Origin of the sequence: Alkalihalobacillus sp. FSL W8-0930, from assembly GCA_037965595.1 — a bacterium.
Lineage (GTDB): Bacteria > Bacillota > Bacilli > Bacillales > Bacillaceae_D > Alkalicoccobacillus.
Genome location: CP150183.1, coordinates 965712 through 985269 on the forward strand (window position 1 = coordinate 965712; position 19558 = coordinate 985269).

The following is a 19558-nucleotide window of genomic DNA, read 5'->3' on the forward strand; positions in this document are numbered from 1 at the left end:
TTTTATGCTTGTACATGATAACGTCCTCTTGGAACAACCAAAGGAGTAAGTGAGACAGGATCAGGGATTACTGTGCAATCTAATCCGTAAATTTCTTTCACGGCCTCACTTGTAATCACATCTGTTGGCGCCCCTTCAGCTATGAGCTGACCTTTTCTTAAGGCAAAAATATAATCTGCGTACCTAGCTGTTAAATTAATATCATGCAACACCATGACAATCGTCGTTCCATGCTTCTGATTCAGATCTGTAAGCAGATCTAGGATTTCCACTTGATACGTGATATCGAGGAATGTTGTTGGTTCATCAAGGAACAGGATATCGGTTTGCTGTGCTAAGGCCATGGCAATCCAAACACGCTGTCTTTGTCCACCTGAAAGCTCGTCAATACTTCGGTTTGCAAGTTCCGTAATATTCATCATTTCCATCGCATCTGCTACAGCCGCATAATCTTTCTTTGACCATGTACCAAGCAGGGTCTGGTGAGGATAGCGACCGCGTCCAACTAAATCAGTAACAGTGATTCCCTCTGGAACAGTAGGTGATTGCGGCAGCATACCAATCACTCGTGCAAATTGTTTAGGAGAAAACGTGGCAACAGATTTCCCATCAAGTGTTACCATTCCATCTGCAGGCTTAAGCAAGCGAGCCATCGTCTTTAGTAAGGTAGACTTCCCACAGGCATTCGCCCCAATAATGACATTGATTTTACCATGCGGAATGGACACGTTAATCTCATTTAAGATGATCTTCTCATCATAACCCGCACTGATTTGTTCCGCTTGCAATGTATGAGTAGGTTTCATTATAAACTTCCCTTTCGGTTCATCCGGATAAGTAAGTAAATTAAATATGGAGCACCAAGTAACCCAGTAATAATGCCAACAGGGAAACGGACTTCAAAGGCAAATTGACCAATTAAGTCAGCTGCAAGAACGAGGTTTAATCCAACTAAACCAGCAGGCAGGACATTGGAGTAGCCTTGCCCGACCAGACGTTTTGCAATGGGACCTGAGAGAAACGCAACAAATGCGATCGGTCCGGTTGTTGCAGTAGCGACAGCAATCATCGCAACAGAACTTAAGATGAGCAGCATTCTCGTTTGGTTTGTGTTTAGTCCAAGTGAGGTAGCTGACTGTTCGCCAAGTTCTAGCAAGCTTAACTGACTACCAAGAAGGATGACGATTGGTGCGCAAATCACAACGGTAATCATTAATGGAGTGATCGCTTGAAGCTGTGCTCCGTTCAAGCTGCCACTTAACCAACGAAGAGCTGTTGCTAGATCCTGCTGAGCTCCTATAAGTAGAAGATAAGAGATCACTGCACTAAGCATGGCTTGAATGCCGATTCCAACTAAAATGAGTCGACCAACTGAAAAGGACTTTCCCTTTGCCAAAACATAAATGATTACAACAGTTGCGAGACCTGCCAGGACCGAGGCAATAGAGATCGTTGTATTACTTGTTCGGAATATTAGGATGCAGATAAGTGCAGCGACACTTGAACCAGCTGTAATGCCAAGAATATCCGGATTTGCGAGTGGATTCCGTAGCATCGTTTGAAATGTATTCCCGGCAATACCAAAGGCAATCCCAGCAAAAAGTCCTGCCAGCATTCGCGGAAGACGAATGGTATTAACTGCAAAGGTAGCACCATCGACTGGTTCGCCCATTAACACACGAATAACGTCACTGGCTGGATAAATGGTATTCCCTATCATCAGCATTGCAATGCAAAGGACACATGCAAGTAAGATCAATAGACTATTAACAAGAATCCAGCGCCTAAGCCGGTTACGACGGCCGCTTTTGATTTGAGTGATTGTATGTTCTCTCATAATGATCGCACTTTCATTCGAGTGGCAAGATAGATAAGGATTGGAGCGCCTAAGAAGGCTGTTAATACTCCCGCCTCAAGTTCTCCAGGACTTCCAAGCAATCTTCCGCACACATCGGATATAGTTAAGATGCCTGCCCCTGATAAGGCGGACATTGGAATAATAAAACGTAGATCCGCACCAAGCGTTAATCTCATTAGATGCGTGGCTAGTAACCCCACAAAACCAATTGGGCCAGCAAGTGCTGTAGCAGCCCCGCATAGAATTACACCGGCAAAGGCAGCAACCAATCTTAGTACGCCCGTCCGCACGCCCTGACTTGTCGCAACTTCATCTCCAAGTGCCAGTGCATTCAATGCAGGCGCCGTAATGATGGCAAGGATGACTCCAACAAGTAAAAAAGGGATAAAAAGTGTAGTGGAACTCCAACTTGCCGAACCTAAGCTACCAACCTGCCAAAAACGGAATTGATCCATTACATCTGAGCGAGGCAGCATAATGGCACTCACTAAAGAGGAGAGGGCAGCACTTGTCGCTGCACCCGCAAGAACAAGCTTAAGAGGTGTCGGTCCTGATCGTCCCATAGACCCAACCCCATACACAAAAACGGCCGTGAGCATCGCACCTGTAATGGCTAGCCAAATATACTCACCAGCTGTACTAATATTTAAAAAGGCAAGACCAGCGACCACAAAAAGGGACGCACCCGTATTAACACCTAAAATACTCGGATCTGCAATTGGATTACGAGTAACAGCTTGCATTAAAGCACCCGATACGCCAAGAGCAGCCCCACAGAACAAGCTAAAAATGGTCCGTGGAATACGCTCGCGAACAACACTTGCCCCGTACGATTCATATTCTGGTTGAAACAACCCTGCAAACAATTCCTCCCTTGTGACAACCCTTGAACCAAAGACAAGAGAGGCGATCATACAGGCAAAAAGAAGGGCAAAAGAAAGAAGGAGCACCTTCCAAAAATGCTTTGGAAGATGCACATTTGATTTCGTATGTGTACTCACAAAATTAGTCCTCGTTTTTTTGAATCGCTTCATCAATGAGGTCAACGTACTGATCAATTGTATAAGAGATAGAAAGCGGGTTCGGAGTACCAGCAGCAGCTAAGTCAGAGTTGCCATCAATAAAGACAACTGCACCGTTCTCAATGGCTGGGATTTGCCCTAAACGAGAATCATTTTGAAGAGCTTCAAGCAATGCATCGTCTCCGTATCCAACAATCACATCCGCTTCATTTAACGCATCAGCATTCTCGGCACTTAAATTAAGAGAGTAAGCCGTATCGTCTTCAATCATTTCGGATACATTCTCAGGGAAAACTAAGCCTAACTCTTGTAAGAAGGATACGCGTGTATCAACAGGCGTGTACAAATGAAGCTGTGATAAATCATTTGCAGAGAAGTTCACCCATAAAACATTTTTCCCTTCAATCTCAGGATGGTCTGCTACAGTCTCATCAATTAATGCTTCTGTATCTTCAACAAGCTGTTCACCCTCAGCTTCCATTCCCATACCCATTGCATTATATGTGATCTGTTCACGCCAAGTTGTTGTCCAAGGAGAAGTTGGGTAAGCAACTACAGGTGCAATTTGAGTCAGTAAATCATAATCCTCTTGAGAGATACCAGAGTAAGCAGCTAGAATGACATCTGGATTGGAATCAGCAATCGCTTCAAAATCAAGACCATCCGTATCCTGATACACATTTGGATCTGATTCTCCAAGCTCTTCTACTTTTTCTGCTGTCCAAGGAAGCATTCCTTTGTCATCAACAATTCCAAAGTTAGCTGCAGAAAATCCAACGGGTACCGTATCAAGAGCGAGTGCAATATCCTGGTTACCCCATTGAATCGTAGCCACTCGTTCAGGCTTCTCATCTAAAACGGTTTCACCAAAAGCATGCTCAATTGTAATAGGGTAGTCAGCACTTGTTTCGTCCGAAGCTGTTTGAGTATTCGTCGATTCTGATTTTTCTTCTTCACTTCCTGTTGTCTCAGAAGACTCACTTCCGCACCCTGCTAAAGCAACCATTAATGCAGCCGAACCAATTAACCACTTGAATTTCATAAATAACCCCTACCTATCTATTTATTTAGTATGTATCCAATAACAATAATCATTCTCAATTAGTGTATAGGTAAATGAGAGCGTTTGTCAATTAAATTTTGGTTTTATTATGACAATTTTAGAGGGGGGTAACAACATAAATAAAAACGAAGCGATCAATTTACATGGTCGCTTCGTTTTTATTTTATGTGTGTTTATTTTTAGCTTATTCATTATGCATCTTAATTCTTGTTACAGAATGTTGAGTAGGAGGTAAAGATTCCTCCTCTTATAATCGAATATTAACATCGAACTTTTCTTGGATAACGTGGTTTAATTTATTTCTTTCTTCTAAAGGAAAATCTTTGGGGAACTTTGGGAACATCACTGTTTTTTCAAAACCATTTGTGTACATATAAACGTACAATTCATCTGTATCCACAATCGCAAACTCAGACCAGTTATATTGCTTATCATTAATCTTTATCAACTCTTCATTGTATGTAAAAGTACATTTCCCTACAAAATCCTTATATATGTGTTTTTTATAAGAGGTTCTTTTCTTTGTTTTCACAAGAAATTCATTAATAAGTATATAACCAAGACCCACTACAGTAACGACTACAATATTGGTGAACAAAAGATATAAATAAACGCTAGGTACCAGCAGACTTAACAAAATAGTGAAGACTGTATAACCACCCGCAAGTAGGATAGAGAATACTAAACCAATGAGTTTACGTTTCTTATAATGTGGATGGTGCCTTACGAGATTCTCCACCCATCTTTCAAACGCTTCGTCATCTAAATCATAAGTAAAAATTCCTTTTCTCTCCTAATTTTCTAATGATTACAGTGTAACATGAATCAGTAGATTGAGATTGTTTAGAATGATGATAGAGTAAGCCTTTAAGTTAGTAACATGATTAGAGATGTTAACGCCTATTAGAGTAAATCAAGATACCGTGTTTAAACGAGTTGAATGAATTTAGCTTATTAGTAGTTTCACTTTTTAGTACCATTTTACTCTTTTACAGTGTTTCAATGATTGTTGTTAAACTATACAGAAAAACAATCTTATGATTAAATTGAAACCTTATGCCATTCGTTTTGGGTATGGTAATGTTGATTTAATATAGTTAAAAGCAGATCAAGAATTTTATACACACACATGGAGGTCAATTATGGATACGACTATTTTAATCGCTATTATCTTTGTAACATTTTGTATTATGGCCATCTTTAAATTAACAAACAACTTAAAGAAAACAAGTGAGAAAAATGAAAAACTTGTTATTAAAGCGCAAAAAGAACGACAGATGCAAACAGAATTGCTGGAAACCTTGTTGGAAAAGCAGGAGGAATTAACTGCAAAAATTGAGAAGTTAAAGAGTGAAAGAAAGTAGGATTGTATGGAGACACTTAAAATTTTTATATTTCTGCTACTCATTATTGCCATTATCGTATTGCTTTGTGTGAAGGTACCTTCACACATCAGAAATAGTAAGATCATGTATGAAACTAATAAGAGAATAGGCGAACACAATGTATTGGCACGAAAAACGGAAATGCGAAAAACAATGCTTATTAAAAAAACACTTAAATCTCAAAATAGCGCTTTAGATACACTAAGGGAAGATTCGATTTAATCAATTTATACGTGCACTCTAAGAAAAACAAAATAAAAAGACAAGAACGTTTAAAATCTTGTCTTTTTATTTTATATTATTAGATTAGCAAATTGTGGATTAGCTTCATAAAACCAAATTACGCTGTTATCGCAATTTGGCTCATTATATACATCAATGTACAAATTTATCAAAGAGTAGTTTTTTTGACTGGCCCGTTAGCTGAAGATGAATTTATCCTTCTACACCATTTTGGGGATTCCATGTCCCCTGTAACTTCCTAATATAAAGAATTTGTCCGGTATGGTATGTTGTATGAATAGTAAGATGGGCAAGGTCAGATGCTTTGTCATCGAGTGTTTGGGCATCTGCATCTTCTACAACGTTCTTCCATTCAGACATAATAGTAGTGATCCTCTTTACAATCTCATTCCAATTCAAGCCTTCTGAGTTTATAAACGTATTGGTATCATCAAATTTTTCGTTTGGTATGTTTTTAAACCTGTTTAAGTAACGTTGATTATAGAATATAAGGTGATTAACTATTTCAGAAATGGAATTGGATGTTTCACTTGGTTTCCAATTAGCTTGCTCTTCGGTAAGTCCATCAATTGAGTTAAGTAACGAGACAAACCAAGTATTTTCACGACATGAATGAATTTGTGCTAAAAACACATCTTTCACATTCATATTCTTACCTCCTTTTTTATAAAGCAATACTCTAATATGAGCTTAATTGTAGACTCTATACACAAATAGTATTGAACCCTGCTAACTTCTCCATTCTTCCATAGTAGAAACAATTTTTAACACATCCTCAGGCGCCAATGACGTGGACTGAGCTTTAAATACCTGAGAATCTTTTTGCCAGTACAGTTCAGTTAATGTACCTTCTTCTTGATCTTGGTTAATAAAAACCGTTCCTAATTCGTCTGGAGCTGGTAAAGTAATTTCCTCAAGTAAATCCACCACTTCTTTTGCGAGAGGTTCAGCCTCTTTAATTTGATCTCCACTTGCTATCGAGCGTAGTTCCCAAATTCCTTCATTCCATGCGACACCACTGTGCCCTGTTCCTGCTTGAACTTGACCCGTAATGTCATAACCTAAGTCAACCTTTTCTGTTTCACTTTCAAAGGTTAAATAACCGTCTAGTTCAGATTGTATATGATCAATAGCTGCTTCTTGGTTCTCAAATGTGCTAGAACTAAAAAGGAAAAAGGGATCCTCATCCGACAGAGCTTCATTGTTTATTGATGTTGGCTCATCTAAAGAAAACAATTCAACTTCATACGAGGTATTAGTAGAATTGGTTGTTGCTGTTAGGTGGTGTTCCTCTGATAAATCCAACGATGCTGGTGCCCAAATAGGTATATTTGTATCTAGTTGTTTTACGGTTTCTTGTAATACCTCTTCTTCCGTCAGAGAAGTATTTTCTTCCTCTAATTCCGCTGAATTAGAAGCCTCACCAGAATCGTTATCTCTCGATGCAGAACGTTCATCGCTGGGAGTATTGCAAGCAGATAAAATGGATAGAGAGGCAATAGACATAAAAGAGAATGCTTTTAATTTTCTCATCAGATAACTCCTTTTTCAGTTTCGTCTTGTTGTATCATGTTCTATCTTCGAACATAAGCTAACCGATTATAAAATCCCCCACTCAACTAATTCAAATAAACAACAACCCCAATAATAACCAAACAAACAACCAAAATACTTACATCTTTAGGCCAATCCTCACGCCACCTCTTAGCATCAACAGAAGAAGAGACGTTTTGGATCGATAGCAGCTTCTGATAAAGGAAGTGATAATAAAGAAGAAAAACAAGCCAGAGAAAAAAGTAAAAGCTGAATGTACTCCAATAAATAAAGTAGTAGTCAGTGAATAAAAACATGATAGCGAGTGCAACAAAGGCAATTATTAAGCTAAACGACGTATCTCGTAGTCGTTTAACAACTACCCGATTCCAGCTATCTTTTTGATGTTCGTTGTTCCACCTGAGTATAACGAAAAATGGGATGAGAGTGAGCACGATCGTTAGGCTTACAAAGACAATTGCAAAAAGGTCCGTTAATGGAAAGCGTATGATCTGTATAGACGTGATACATGGAAAGACATATAGAAGATGAAGCTTACTTTGTTCATCGTAATAAGGAATCGGATCATTCTTACTCATATCCATCACTTCCTCTCATTTAAAAGATCCAATAAAACATGACAAAAATAAAAATGACATATGCACAACCTGCAGTAGTGAGTTGCCTATAAAATGTTTTCTTATCATGTTTATCTTTAATCGCAGAAGCATTTTGTACGATTAATAGTCGCTTATACACAATACGACTGACGATGCCAAAGAAAATCCAGAAGCCAACTGTAAGGAGGCCAGCGACAAGCCGATTTAAGGTTAGTTCGACCGTTTCATGTAATAAGCCAATGAAGATGGATGTGAAAAGTAACGCGGCCATTGTAAATGCAACTTCAGACGCTTCTTTTGTAGCCAGACGTCTACGCTGCTCCTGACTTTTGCGAGCATGCCAAATGGAAAGCAGGGGGATCAAACCTGTTATGATACCGATGATTGTGTAAATAAGTACATCAGGTCGGTTTCTTTCTAAAATAAATCCATTGTTCATAAAAACAGCTATACCTATGATAAGGAAAGTAGACCAATGCTGTCTTTCTCGAGCTTTTTTTCGATTTTCTTTTCTCTGCTCCTTGTTCGGCCACATCCAATCAACTCCTTAAAATTCCAATACCTTCAAACGGAAAGAGTTAAATACAAATTTATAGTTGAAAATAATTCTCATTCTCATTAGAATGAAGGTAGCAAGAATGTGAAGGAGAGGGTGAGTCGATGTCTAAAATCGTATTAGTTTTTGCAAGTATGTCTGGTAATACAGAGGATATCGCTGATTTAATAACAGGAAAATTACGTGAACGAGGATTTGTTGTTGATCAAGAGGAAATGGAGGAGTATGATCCGACCAATCTAACTGAATATGATGGTATCATCATTGGTTCTTATACATGGGGAGACGGAGACTTACCGTATGAGGCAGATGACTTTTACGCAGCAATGGATGATGTGGACTTAACGGGTAAACAAGCTGCTGTGTTTGGTTCTGGCGATACGGTCTACCCAGAATTTTGTGAAGCCGTACATACATTTGAAAAGAAGTTAGTTGAACGAGGAGCTGCTCTTACTACTGAAGGATTGAAGATCGAGTTCACACCTGAGACAGAGGAAGATTTTCAGGCGTGCGACAGGTTTGTAGAAGAGTTTATCAAAAAGATGATGATTCACGCTTAATCTTTAGTTGACGAACCTGTGACTGTCGGGTAATATGCAAGTAACTACTTGCATTTCTTTAAAGGATGGACAGATATGTCAGCAAAGGATAAGACAAAGAAGCGAATTCTCAGTGCTGCACTCGAGCTGTTAAAGGAGCATGGCTACCAGGGAACAACCACTCGTTTAATTGCTGAAAAGGCAGGGTGCAATGAGGTTACGCTTTTTAGACACTTTGGAAATAAGCAAACAATCCTTGAAAAAGTCGTAGAAGGTCAAAGATTTGGTCCTGACTTAAAAGGAGTCATTGATCAGTCAATCGAATGGGATCTTGAGTCTGATCTTTATAAAATTGCGAAGGGCTATCTTGATTTTATGCGAAGTATAGAGGATTTTGTAATGCTGGGGTTTAAGGAATTTTATAAGATTGAAGAATTAAACGATGAGATTTCACGAGGTCCCATTGAGTTTAAACGTTACTTAACTCAATACTTTGAAAAGATGAAGGATCGAGAGCTTATTATCTCAATCGATTGCGAACAATTGGCCCTTCAATTTATCTGGATGAACTTTGGTTATTTTATCTCCAAAGCCAGATTTGGGGATATAGTGACGGCTTTGCCTGATGAGACATTTCTAAAAGGAAGTGTTCAGCTTTTTGTAAGAGGTATCTCACCTTAAAAGCATTCAAATGAATGCTTTTTCTTAAGAAAATAAATGCAAGTAAGTACTTACATTAATAGTTAGGATTGGGGAAACAGAATGAATACGTTTAAACAGTTACTTAAGCTTCCACAAACAAAAGCAGGAATTGTCACGGCATTGGTGTTCCAGCTTGTATTCTTTTTTGTCTGGTTAACAGCGTACGACGGGGTACAAGAGAGAATCACAGAGCTTAACGTAGCGCTTATTAATGAAGATGAACAAACAGGACAAATGGTGGCTGAACAGATTAAACAAAACTTACCGCTTACCATTGATACTTCCATGTCAGCGGACGAGGCAACAGAGGCTCTAAACAATCGTGAGATACAAATGATTGTCCATATTCCAGACAATTTCACAGACGTGTTGAGATCAGATGAGAAAGCCGAAATCACTTATTCTATTAACCAAGCATCTGCTACGGTTGGAAAACAGGCACTCGAGCAGATCGCGACGAAGTTTACAACAACGGTGAACGAGCAAGTAGCGAAACAACAGCTTGTCATGGGTGGAGAGCAACTGACCACACAGCTTGAAGAAAGCGGGTTACCGGAGCAAGCAGTTGCAGCAATTGGAGAGGAACTAACAACAGCATTAGAAACAGTTGATGTTGCTCCAATTCAAGCAAACATAAACAAGATTAACGATACAGAAGGCTTTGCAGCTACGATGATTCCGATGATGTTAGTCCTTGCTTCATTTGTAGGGTCAATGACGATGAACATGCAGATTCAGATTGCCGATATCACGCTTAACCGTCAAGGCTTTAGAAAATGGAGTGTGTTCTGGTCGCGTCAACTATTAAATGTACTTGTAAGTGCAGGTCTTGCTTTCTTAACGTACGGACTGATTGCGTTGTTTGATATTCAAGTCACTCTTCCATTCTGGACGGTGTGGTTCTATCAATTCTTAGTCTTCTTATCTTTCTTAATCGTTTCGCAGGTATTCTTAATCTTATTCGGACCATCTGGAATGATGGGGAATATCGTTCTACTTTCGATGCAACTGGTCACATCAGGCGTTATTGTGCCGATTGCGATGCTTTCAACTTTCTATCAAACCGTATCTAGTATTTTACCTGCAACATATGCAGCCGATGGATATTTTACCGTTATCTTTGGAGGCACGGGTGTAACACAGGAGTTTATGCCTTTAATACTAATTATGGCAGTGGCTCTTGCGATTTGTATGGCTAGAATTGCTTTGAAAAAACAAGCGCCAGTCGCTGTAGCAAAATAACGTATAGATCTAAAGAAAACCGGATGTGAAGTCATCCGGTTTTTTGTGAAGCATTTTTATCGAGTTCGATTAAACTTGACGTGGGGTACGGCGGATAAACAATTTCTTCAAAAGTATAACCAAACATAGAATTGAAACAAGAATTAATGTAATCGTTGCTCCAGGTGGAGTGCTGTACGTATACGAAGTAATTAATCCACTAGTCATCGCAATTAACGCAATTGGTATTCCAATTATAATGGTAGTGGCAAAACGCTTGCCAATACGCATAGAGATCGCTGCAGGTAATAGTAGAATAGCTGATACGAGTAGGGCACCTACAATGGGCATAATGATCGCGATTGTTACCCCAGTCAGGATATTAAACAAAATAGACATCGTCTTGATTGGTAATCCCGAGGTGAAGGCTGTTTCTTCATCAAACACCATGACATACATTGCCTTCCGAAACACTACATACAAGCAAATAATCAAGCCTGCAAGAATGTAAAGCACTGACACTTGCTCTGCACTAATCGTTACGATGGATCCAAAAAGAAATTGGTTAATTGAAATCGTTGTACTTCCTTGATGAAAACTCATCATAAATAAGGCAAGTGCCATTCCAGTAGACATTAAGATTGCGATGGATACTTCAGAATAGGTTCGATAAACCATTCGAAGGAGCTCGAGTAGAACCGCAACAACGACTACAACTAGCAAGTTTGTCCAGGTAGGGTTTACACTCAATAGAAACCCTAAAGCAACACCAGCTAAGGAAACGTGAGAGAGGGTATCAGCCATAAGAGATTGCCTTCGTAAAATAAGGAAGAGGCCGAGTAATGGAGCAATGAGTGAAATTAGGAATGCGGCTTGGAAAGCTCTTTGCATGAATCCATAGAGAAACATCTCCATGGCATTCCCTCCTTCCGAACTAACTCTATGTGCTTATTGCAATATTTACGTAGCTCATCATGATCATGAGATACCATTAGAATACCTTTACCATGCTTTTCACAGTTATGCTTTAATAGTTTGTAGAACTCTTCACGTGATCTTGCGTCCATCCCCGTCGTAGGTTCATCAAGAATGAAGAGATCAGGGTCTGTAGCGAACACACGAGCAATGGAAATGCGTTGTTTTTGACCACCTGAGAGTTCTCCTACTTTTTTGTTGCGCATGTCCCACATGCCGACAGATTCAAGAGAGCGTCTCACTTGCTCTCTGTCTGTTTGATCTAAACGTTTAAACCATTTTCCTCGTTGATAGCGCCCTGACTGTACAAGCTCTATAACAGTACTTGGAAACCCAACATTAAAAGATGCGACTTGCTGAGGAACGTAGCCGACAATTAATCGCTTTCCTTCACGATTTTTAGTAGCTAGCTTCACGTTGCCTACCGTTGGTTTTAATAAGCCTAAAATGCTTCGTATCAACGTTGTTTTGGCTGCACCATTTTCCCCTGTTAACATCACAAAATCTCCGGGATTAAGTTCAAATGATATATTTGTAAGTACGGGATCGTGCTCATAGTGATATGCTAAATCTTCTACTTTTACGTAGGACATCATAAAACCTACCTTTCTTCATAACAAGGTAATAAGCTTGGCTTACTACCTTACAATCTAAGATAGTCTAGCCAAGCTTATTTTTTTCTTCTTATTAATTAACACTTAACTGCAATGACTCCAGGTTCTCACGCATGGCAGCGATGTAACTCAGCTCTTTTTCTTTTAATTCATCAGTTAGTACTTCTAGATCATAAAGTGGAGCTGTTTCTGTATTTGTTTCAGTTGCTACAGTTTGAGCAATTGAAGAGTTTGCTCCTTGCTGGAAGTAAATAACCGGTACATCATTCTCTTTTACAAGCTCGCCAATTTCAGCAATACGAGAAGGACTTGGTTCAACCTCAGTAGAAAGTCCACCGACAGCAATTTGCTCTAAATTATAACGGTTTGCTAAGTAACCAAAAGCTTGGTGTTGCACAACAAACGTGCGGTTCTCAGCATCCGCTAGAGTAGACTGGTAATCCTCATCCAACGATTTAAGCTCGTTTATGAAGGTTTCTGCATTTTCTTCATACGTTTCTTTTCCATCAGGATCTGCTTCAATTAATGCATCACGAATGATGACTACTTGATCTTGTGCAAGGACAGGGTCAAGCCAAATGTGAGGATCAGCATTTTCATGATCATCAATAAAGATTGAAATAGGTGCTGATTCAGCATATACTTCGTGGTCATCGTTGTAGAGTTCAGCCTTCAATTCAAAACTTTCACCTGTTGTTTTATACTCAAAACGATTAGATTCTTGTCCTGATACAGCTTCCCACTCTTGATTTTCGTCTGCTCTCATAAACCAGTGCCAGTGATCAAAATCAACATCTTCTTCGGTTTCAGCAACAAGTGATACGACATCACCTGTATGGTAATGGTCAGCTACCCCAGTAACGGTAATTGCTGCTTCACCGTTTCCATGATCATGCTCTCCGTGCTCATGATCATCACCGTGCTCGTGGTCACTATGCTCATGATTATCAACAACAATTTCTACTGCGTCTGACTCAGCATATATTTCGTGATCATTATCATAGAGAATTGCTTGAACTTCAAAACTTTCCTCAGGAACTTCCATGCTTAAGGTATCTGTGCTTTGTCCAGAGATTGGTTGCCATTCAGCGTTTTCATCTGTACGCTGATACCAATGCCAGTGGTCATAATCTACGTCTTCTCCAAGCTCGGCTGTAAGCTCAAGATCTCCACCTGTATGGTAATGATCAGAAACTCCATGGATATGAAGGTCATCCGAATGTCCGTGCTCATGATTATCGTGTTCGTGTTCGCTGTGGTCATGAGCATGCCCAAAGCCTTCTACTCCATCTGCAGCTCGTGCAATTACTAAGCTATCATTTTCAATACTATTAAATAAACTTTCCACCCAAAATTCCATTTCTTCACTACTATATACAAATACATCAGCTTCACTTACAGTAGCTACATCTTGAGCACTAGGCTCGAAATGATGAGCATCTTGTCCTTCAGATACGAGTAATTTGACTTCCGCACGCTCACCGGCTATTTCTTTAGTGAATTCATACATTGGTAGGAAGGAGGTCACTACAGAAAGATCACCTGTTTCATTATCCGATGATTCCTGTTGATCGCCGTTTTGTGCCTGACAGCCAAACAAAAAGGCTGTTACAGAACCTGTAACAGCCATTGTTTTAAGCCAGTTTCGATTCATCACTTTCACTCCTTTAATTTATGTTGATAATGGAAAAAGGGATTGAAAAAGTGCTAGCTTTTCCTCTCCCTTTTTTTTTTAATGAGCTAATAAGTCTCTAACAATACCATCGCCATCTAATTCAGAAGGATAGTATGTTGGCCAATGTGTGACTTCGTTTAATAATTCTTCACGATCATCACCCCAGTATAGATGGAAGTGATGAGAGTCAGTAGGGAAAATAATGTGATCACTGAATTGAATGTACTGAGGTAGATCTTCTGATGCTTCAGCATCTGCTAATTTATAAATAAAGCGAACCCCTCGATTTCCTTTTTCATAGGTAAGAATTTCATACCCATCATATATATAATCGCCTGATGCTTCTTCACCATTTTGATAGAATGTAACATTCCCATCATTAATCACAATGCGTTCTACATCGGTTTCATAACCTACAGAATAGTAGTCTTTATATTCCTCAGCTGTCATGTCTCCATGGTCTGCTTTATGTTCGAATACTTCATCAAGTTCTCCGCTCTCAAGGTAAGGATAAACTGATTGCCAATCACCTTCCCAGTCAGATAATTCACGGTCCTTAACCTGATCATCTTCAAAGTATCCTTGATAGATTTGCTTGCTATCTTCATCGTGACCATGATGATCATCAATTTCAATAACCACAGGCTCAGATTCTGCAAATACTTCATGGTCATTATCATAAAGAGTTGCTTTTATATGTAACCCATCAGTAGTGGCTTCTTCAGAGAATGTATCTCCCTCTTGACCGGAAGCAGCTTCCCATTCAGCTTGCTCATCTTCTTTTGTGTACCAGTGCCAATGATCGTAATCAACATCTTCACTTAACGCAGCAGTTAATTCGATTTGATCACCTGTGTGATAATGGTGAGCTAATCCTTCAATTTCAATATCTGCAGAATCAACTGTTTCAGATTCTTCTGAGGCCGTATTATTATCAGCTTCTGTCGACGATGTAGTTGATTCACTTTCAGAACCGCAAGCAACAAGCGCCACTTGTAAAGCTAGTACGAATGATAATAAAGACAATTTCTTCAAATAATATCTCCCCTTATACTTATTAATCGTAATAATTACGATCGTAATCATTACGTTTTAAAGAATATAGAGATTTTCCCATATTGTCAAGAGAGTATTTTAAAATTTGTTGTACTCACCTTCTAAAACAATATTGACGTTAAGAAAAATAATAGCTATTATTAGTCCTAAATCGATAAATCGTAATTATTACGATTAAAGCAGATGAGGAAAGTGAGTGAATGATGTGAAGTGGGCCATCATTGGGGGAGGAGTGCAGGGTTGTACGCTGTTTAACTACCTCATTAAAAAGAAAAAAGCATCAGCTGAGGATATATGTGTGATAGATCCTCATAGTGATCCGATGGAGCTTTGGCGACAATATACAAGCCGAATTGGTATGTCTTACTTACGTTCACCTGTATCTCATCATATTGATGTGTTTAATGCATCTCTTGAACAGTTTGTCGAAAGTCATGCGGATAATAGGGAGTCAGCCTTTAGTCAGCCACATGACCGACCCTCACTATCGCTTTTTAACCAGCACACCCAAAAAACGTTGCAAGATACTCAAATTATGAAGTCTTGGATAAAAGGACGGCTTATTTCATTAGAAAAACTAACCGATAGCTGGCAGCTTGTCGTAGACATGACTCAATCGCAACAAATGTTCAAAGCAACTAACGTCGTTTTAGCTATTGGGAATTCAGAAAAACCAAACTGGCCAGAATGGGCAAGAACTGAACAAAAGGCAGGCAAAGATATTTCTCATGTCTTTGATCATTCATTCAAAGTGGAGAACAAAAAGGGACCAATCTTAATTTGTGGGGGTGGACTTACTGGTGCTCATTTAGCTTTAAAATACGCGGATGCTTCGCAAGGGCATGTCACACTAGCAACAAGACAGCCTTTAAAAGTCAGCGACTTTGAGACCGATTTAAGCTGGCTTAGTGAAGAAAAGGATCAAATATATCAACGGATACATTGTTATGAAAAACGAAGAAATGTTATAAGCTCTGCAAAGGAAAAAGGATCAATTACAGCCGAATTTAAGAAGAGTCTATATCATAGTGTTGCTTCCGGAGCATTATCGATTACGCATACAAATTCGTTTCGTGAATTATGTGCCAAAGCAAAAACTGTGATTCTTGCAACGGGCTTTCAATCCAACCCATTAGGAACAGAGTGTGCGTCCACATTCTTAAAAGAGAAAGTACCGTTAAGTGAATGTGGGTATCCCATACTAGACAAAAAGCTTCAATGGTTGCCTAACTTGTACTGTATAGGAGGGCTGGCAGAGCTTGAATTAGGGCCAATGTCTAGAAACATTGCAGGAGCAAAAAGGGGATCAGAACGAATTGTTAAGAGTCTTTAGTAGGAGTTGAAATTGATGGATTTAGAGGCATGTCACCAGCTATTACGAAACAATAAAATTAAGTCAACCGATCAACGTAAAGAGATTCTGTGCTATATCGCTGCACAAGCTCATATTCATCCTACTGCACAACAAATTCATGAAGCAATTGTACGTAAATACACCTCAACGAGTCTTGGCAACGTCTATCATAATCTATCTTTGTTTGAGGAAAAAAAAGTCGTTCGAAAAATAGTTAGTGGAGATGCGGCCTCACCCTCTAGGTATGAAATTGTCGAAGATCATTCTCATCTACATATTGTGTGTACAGAGTGTGGCAGCATTGAAGATGTATATAGTTTACGTTTTTCAGAAAAAATGAAACACCTTATTTTCCAAGAAACAAGATATCAATTGCATGAATTTCAATCAAACCTTTCTGGGATTTGCTCGAACTGTATTGAGAAGACTGATTAATCATACGGCATAGAATTGTTGGGGAGAAAGCGAAACAAAGGTCATGTTAAAACGAACACTTGACTTTAAATAAACGTTTACTATACTCTTAAATCGTAAGTATTACGATTTAAGAAAGGAGTATCAATGAAAAGTTTGTATGTTAGTAGTTTAAGCGTTATCATTTTAGCTTCGTTATTAGGAGGTTGTCAGTCAAGTGATTCTGTTGAGAGTACAAATGACAATCAGGAACAGGTTAACAACGAGGATCAGGAAGAATCCATTCCTGGAACACTTACTGTAGTTGGTTTAGCTGACCATTATCATACAGGTGACACTGTAGAATTAACTGCTACTACAGAAGGGGATCTGGATTCTAACCATTGGCACTGGTACACACTACCTCCAGGTGGAGACGCTACTAATGAGGAAGCATGGGAAGATGTACTAGATAACAGTACCAATACGTATTCTAGTACGGCAGAAGAAGATGGGCAGCAGGTTTTAGTTCGTTTACTTGATGAAGAAGAAAATGTTGTATCTGAAAGTCAGCCTCTGACTATTGCAATTGACGATCACCATGGTCATGACGATGTAACTAAACGAATTTATGAAGGATTCTTTTATTATGATGAAGTAGAAGATAGAGAACTATCTGATTATGCGGGAGATTGGCAGTCAGTCTATCCATACCTTATAGAGGGTGATCTAGACGAAGTCATGGAAGTAAGAGCAGAAAAAAGTGATGAACGAAACAAAGAAGAAATGATCGAGCATTATACTTCTGCATATGAAACGGATGTAGATAGAGTGGTTATAACTAATGACTCATTTACGTTCCATTACAATGATGGCAAAGAAGTAACGGCTGAATATGCTTCAGATGGCTATGAAATTTTAGAACGTGATGCCGGAAACAGACAAGTTCGATTTGTATATAAGCGCCAAGATGATACAGATGAAATGCCTACGTATATGATATTTAGCGACCATAATATTAATCCTACTCCTGCGCATCACTTTCACTTGTACTTCGGAGAGGACCGCGATGCACTTTTAGCTGAACGTTCCCATTTCCCAACCTACTATCCTTCTAGCTTAGATGCTGCAGGAGTTGTTAGAGATATGCTAGCTCATTAATGATTTATATCTCTTGAAAAACGACGATGATCATCGTCGTTTTTTTGTATGTTTACGTCTGTGAGAAAAAAGTTCGATTAATATAAAATCTCGATTCAGTAAAAACTCCCTGTGTTTTTCAAATTAAATCGAGTATACTTACATCACTAAAACGTAATTATTACGATTTGAGGGAAGGGAAGACATTTGTCAAATAGAGTTGAAGTAAAAAATTATTTAGAGCAACACGTACAGAACCACAAGAGATATCATCTTGTAGTGAATCACTCTCTACACTTTATGGATAGTGAATTTATTATTCGTGAAATGATTGATGCAAGTGAGGATGAGATTGATGTACTGTATGAAATATTTGAGCAAATGGAACCTAATGAAGAACACATACATCAGTACTTAGAATATATGGCTAAGCTTTATATCAGGATGAATCAATAACAAGTTGTTTAGATTGTTGGAGGGATAAATAGTGAGTCAGTATAAGAGGTTAATTATTGTTGGTGCCGGACCAGCAGGTATTGGGCTGGGTATTTTGTTAGAAAAGTTGAACTTTCACTCGTACACCATTTTAGAGGCTGACCAAATTGGATCATCCTTTTTAAATTGGCCAAAAGAAATGAAGCTTATCACACCTTCATTTACAGGCCAGGGATTTGGTGCGCTTGATTTAAATGCTATTACGCCAGGTACTTCACCAGCATATTCTTTTAGAAAAGAGCATTTGTCAGGATTAGAGTATGGTGAGTACTTAAGATTACTAGCGGATCATTTTGAAGTAAATGTTGAAGAGGGGTATGCTGTCCTTCATGTTGAAAAAACGAATGGTCGCTTTACACTTGAAACGTCACAGGGGGATTGGACATGTGATGCGTTAATTTGGGCAACTGGAGAATTTCACTTCCCTAAAACAGATGGAATTCTAGGTTCTAGATACGGTGTCCCTAGTGGATTCATTCAATCCTATAAAGAGTTGGAGATTGGTCAACGTTACATAATCGGTGGTGGAGAAAGTGGAATGGATGCTGCTTATCATCTTGCATCCAACGGAAGCAAGGTAACGGTTCTTCTAGAAGGACATCTAAAGGATTTCGCTGCAGATCCAAGTAGAACGATATCTCCCTACACCTTTGAAAGAATTCAAAAGGAAGTAGCACAAGGACGGATTCAGTTTCTAGAGGGAGTGAAAGTAGAGGAAATTAGATTAGAGCAAGATGGATATTCGATTCACCTTCAAAATGGACAGACATTATCTTCTCAGATGCAACCGATCCTAGCAACTGGTTTTAAATCAGGTGTTGAACAAATTCAGGAATTTTTTGAGTGGAAGGAAAACGGTAAACCAAAGCTTAGTGAAGAGGCGGATGAATCTACCCTCATCAAAAACCTGTTTGTTGCTGGCCCAAGTGTTGAACACGATTCAGCTATCTTTTGTTTTATATATAAGTTTAGAGCAAGATATGCTGTAATGATTGAACACCTTTTGAATAAGTGGTCAATAAAAATAGACCAAAACGTGTTAAAAGATTACCGAGAGAATCAAATGATTGCTGATGATCTTTCCTGCTGCGAAGTAGATTGCGAATGCTAAACG

The 19558-nt window shown here is 39.0% G+C and carries 21 protein-coding genes; 9 read left to right on the top strand and 12 right to left on the bottom strand.

Going from position 1 to position 19558, the window contains the following annotated elements; genetic code table 11:
* Positions 1-2: 2 nt before the first annotated feature.
* From NSQ54_05095 to NSQ54_05110, 4 genes are read right to left on the bottom strand one after another with little or no spacing between them, the layout of a single operon-like run.
* Positions 3-806 carry an ABC transporter ATP-binding protein gene (locus NSQ54_05095; protein WYP27486.1) on the bottom strand — a complete coding sequence of 268 codons (804 nt, stop codon included), beginning with the start codon at positions 804-806 and terminating at the stop codon, positions 3-5.
* The gene (locus NSQ54_05100; GenBank protein WYP27487.1) at positions 806-1837 is read right to left on the bottom strand and encodes an iron chelate uptake ABC transporter family permease subunit; all 1032 of its coding nucleotides are present in this window, start codon (positions 1835-1837) and stop codon (positions 806-808) included. Before NSQ54_05100 ends, NSQ54_05095 begins: the two co-directional genes overlap by 1 nt.
* Positions 1834-2892 (bottom strand): iron ABC transporter permease, encoded by a 1059-nt coding sequence (locus NSQ54_05105; GenBank protein WYP27488.1) that lies wholly within the window; start codon positions 2890-2892, stop codon positions 1834-1836. The genes NSQ54_05100 and NSQ54_05105 overlap by 4 nt, the downstream gene beginning before the upstream one ends.
* Entirely contained in the window at positions 2864-3922 is a 1059-nt protein-coding gene (locus tag NSQ54_05110) for an iron-siderophore ABC transporter substrate-binding protein (GenBank protein WYP27489.1), read from the bottom strand. The genes NSQ54_05105 and NSQ54_05110 overlap by 29 nt, the downstream gene beginning before the upstream one ends.
* A 1163-nt stretch (positions 3923-5085) precedes the next feature.
* On the opposite strand from NSQ54_05110, the gene NSQ54_05115 reads away from it, so the two are divergent.
* Positions 5086-5307: a hypothetical protein gene (locus tag NSQ54_05115; protein WYP27490.1), complete on the top strand. Its 222-nt coding sequence runs from the start codon at positions 5086-5088 to the stop codon at positions 5305-5307.
* Between the two features lie 456 nt (positions 5308-5763).
* Here the strand turns inward: NSQ54_05115 and NSQ54_05120 are convergent, their stop codons facing one another.
* The 4 genes from NSQ54_05120 to NSQ54_05135 all read right to left on the bottom strand — a co-directional run bounded on the left by NSQ54_05120 (position 5764) and on the right by NSQ54_05135 (position 8259).
* Entirely contained in the window at positions 5764-6219 is a 456-nt protein-coding gene (locus tag NSQ54_05120) for a DinB family protein (GenBank protein ID WYP27491.1), read from the bottom strand.
* An 81-nt stretch (positions 6220-6300) separates the two neighbouring features.
* The gene (locus tag NSQ54_05125) at positions 6301-7104 is read right to left on the bottom strand and encodes a hypothetical protein (protein WYP27492.1); all 804 of its coding nucleotides are present in this window, start codon (positions 7102-7104) and stop codon (positions 6301-6303) included.
* A gap of 86 nt (positions 7105-7190) precedes the next feature.
* Positions 7191-7703: a hypothetical protein gene (locus tag NSQ54_05130; protein ID WYP27493.1), complete on the bottom strand. Its 513-nt coding sequence runs from the start codon at positions 7701-7703 to the stop codon at positions 7191-7193.
* Positions 7704-7722: 19 nt separating this feature from the next.
* On the bottom strand, positions 7723-8259 hold the full coding sequence (locus tag NSQ54_05135) for a hypothetical protein (GenBank protein WYP27494.1): 537 nt from the start codon (positions 8257-8259) through the stop codon (positions 7723-7725).
* A 125-nt stretch (positions 8260-8384) separates the two neighbouring features.
* Between NSQ54_05135 and NSQ54_05140 the strand changes: the two genes are divergently transcribed.
* The 3 genes from NSQ54_05140 (at position 8385) to NSQ54_05150 (ending at position 10763) form a co-directional block, all read left to right on the top strand.
* Positions 8385-8840: a flavodoxin gene (locus tag NSQ54_05140; GenBank protein WYP27495.1), complete on the top strand. Its 456-nt coding sequence runs from the start codon at positions 8385-8387 to the stop codon at positions 8838-8840.
* Positions 8841-8915: 75 nt separating this feature from the next.
* Positions 8916-9500 carry a TetR/AcrR family transcriptional regulator gene (locus NSQ54_05145; protein WYP27496.1) on the top strand — a complete coding sequence of 195 codons (585 nt, stop codon included), beginning with the start codon at positions 8916-8918 and terminating at the stop codon, positions 9498-9500.
* A gap of 81 nt (positions 9501-9581) precedes the next feature.
* Entirely contained in the window at positions 9582-10763 is a 1182-nt protein-coding gene (locus tag NSQ54_05150) for an ABC transporter permease (GenBank protein ID WYP27497.1), read from the top strand.
* 69 nt (positions 10764-10832) lie between these two features.
* On the opposite strand, the gene NSQ54_05155 is transcribed toward NSQ54_05150, so the two are convergent.
* From NSQ54_05155 to NSQ54_05170, 4 genes are all read right to left on the bottom strand, one after another.
* The gene (locus tag NSQ54_05155) at positions 10833-11657 is read right to left on the bottom strand and encodes a metal ABC transporter permease (protein WYP27498.1); all 825 of its coding nucleotides are present in this window, start codon (positions 11655-11657) and stop codon (positions 10833-10835) included.
* Entirely contained in the window at positions 11603-12310 is a 708-nt protein-coding gene (locus NSQ54_05160; GenBank protein ID WYP27499.1) for a metal ABC transporter ATP-binding protein, read from the bottom strand. The genes NSQ54_05155 and NSQ54_05160 overlap by 55 nt, the downstream gene beginning before the upstream one ends.
* A 94-nt stretch (positions 12311-12404) precedes the next feature.
* Positions 12405-13985, bottom strand: a complete 1581-nt coding sequence (locus NSQ54_05165; GenBank protein ID WYP27500.1) for a zinc ABC transporter substrate-binding protein — start codon at positions 13983-13985, stop codon at positions 12405-12407.
* A gap of 78 nt (positions 13986-14063) precedes the next feature.
* Positions 14064-15041, bottom strand: a complete 978-nt coding sequence (locus NSQ54_05170; protein ID WYP27501.1) for a metal-binding protein ZinT — start codon at positions 15039-15041, stop codon at positions 14064-14066.
* Between the two features lie 217 nt (positions 15042-15258).
* On the opposite strand from NSQ54_05170, the gene NSQ54_05175 reads away from it, so the two are divergent.
* The 5 genes from NSQ54_05175 to NSQ54_05195 all read left to right on the top strand — a co-directional run bounded on the left by NSQ54_05175 (position 15259) and on the right by NSQ54_05195 (position 19555).
* Positions 15259-16395 (top strand): FAD/NAD(P)-binding protein, encoded by a 1137-nt coding sequence (locus NSQ54_05175; protein WYP27502.1) that lies wholly within the window; start codon positions 15259-15261, stop codon positions 16393-16395.
* A 15-nt stretch (positions 16396-16410) separates the two neighbouring features.
* Positions 16411-16851, top strand: coding sequence for a Fur family transcriptional regulator (locus NSQ54_05180; protein WYP27503.1), 441 nt, complete (start codon positions 16411-16413; stop codon positions 16849-16851).
* A 126-nt stretch (positions 16852-16977) separates the two neighbouring features.
* The gene (locus NSQ54_05185; protein ID WYP27504.1) at positions 16978-17970 is read left to right on the top strand and encodes a ZinT/AdcA family metal-binding protein; all 993 of its coding nucleotides are present in this window, start codon (positions 16978-16980) and stop codon (positions 17968-17970) included.
* A gap of 186 nt (positions 17971-18156) precedes the next feature.
* Positions 18157-18405, top strand: a complete 249-nt coding sequence (locus tag NSQ54_05190) for a hypothetical protein (protein WYP27505.1) — start codon at positions 18157-18159, stop codon at positions 18403-18405.
* Between the two features lie 31 nt (positions 18406-18436).
* Positions 18437-19555 carry an NAD(P)/FAD-dependent oxidoreductase gene (locus tag NSQ54_05195; protein ID WYP27506.1) on the top strand — a complete coding sequence of 373 codons (1119 nt, stop codon included), beginning with the start codon at positions 18437-18439 and terminating at the stop codon, positions 19553-19555.
* Positions 19556-19558: the final 3 nt, after the last annotated feature.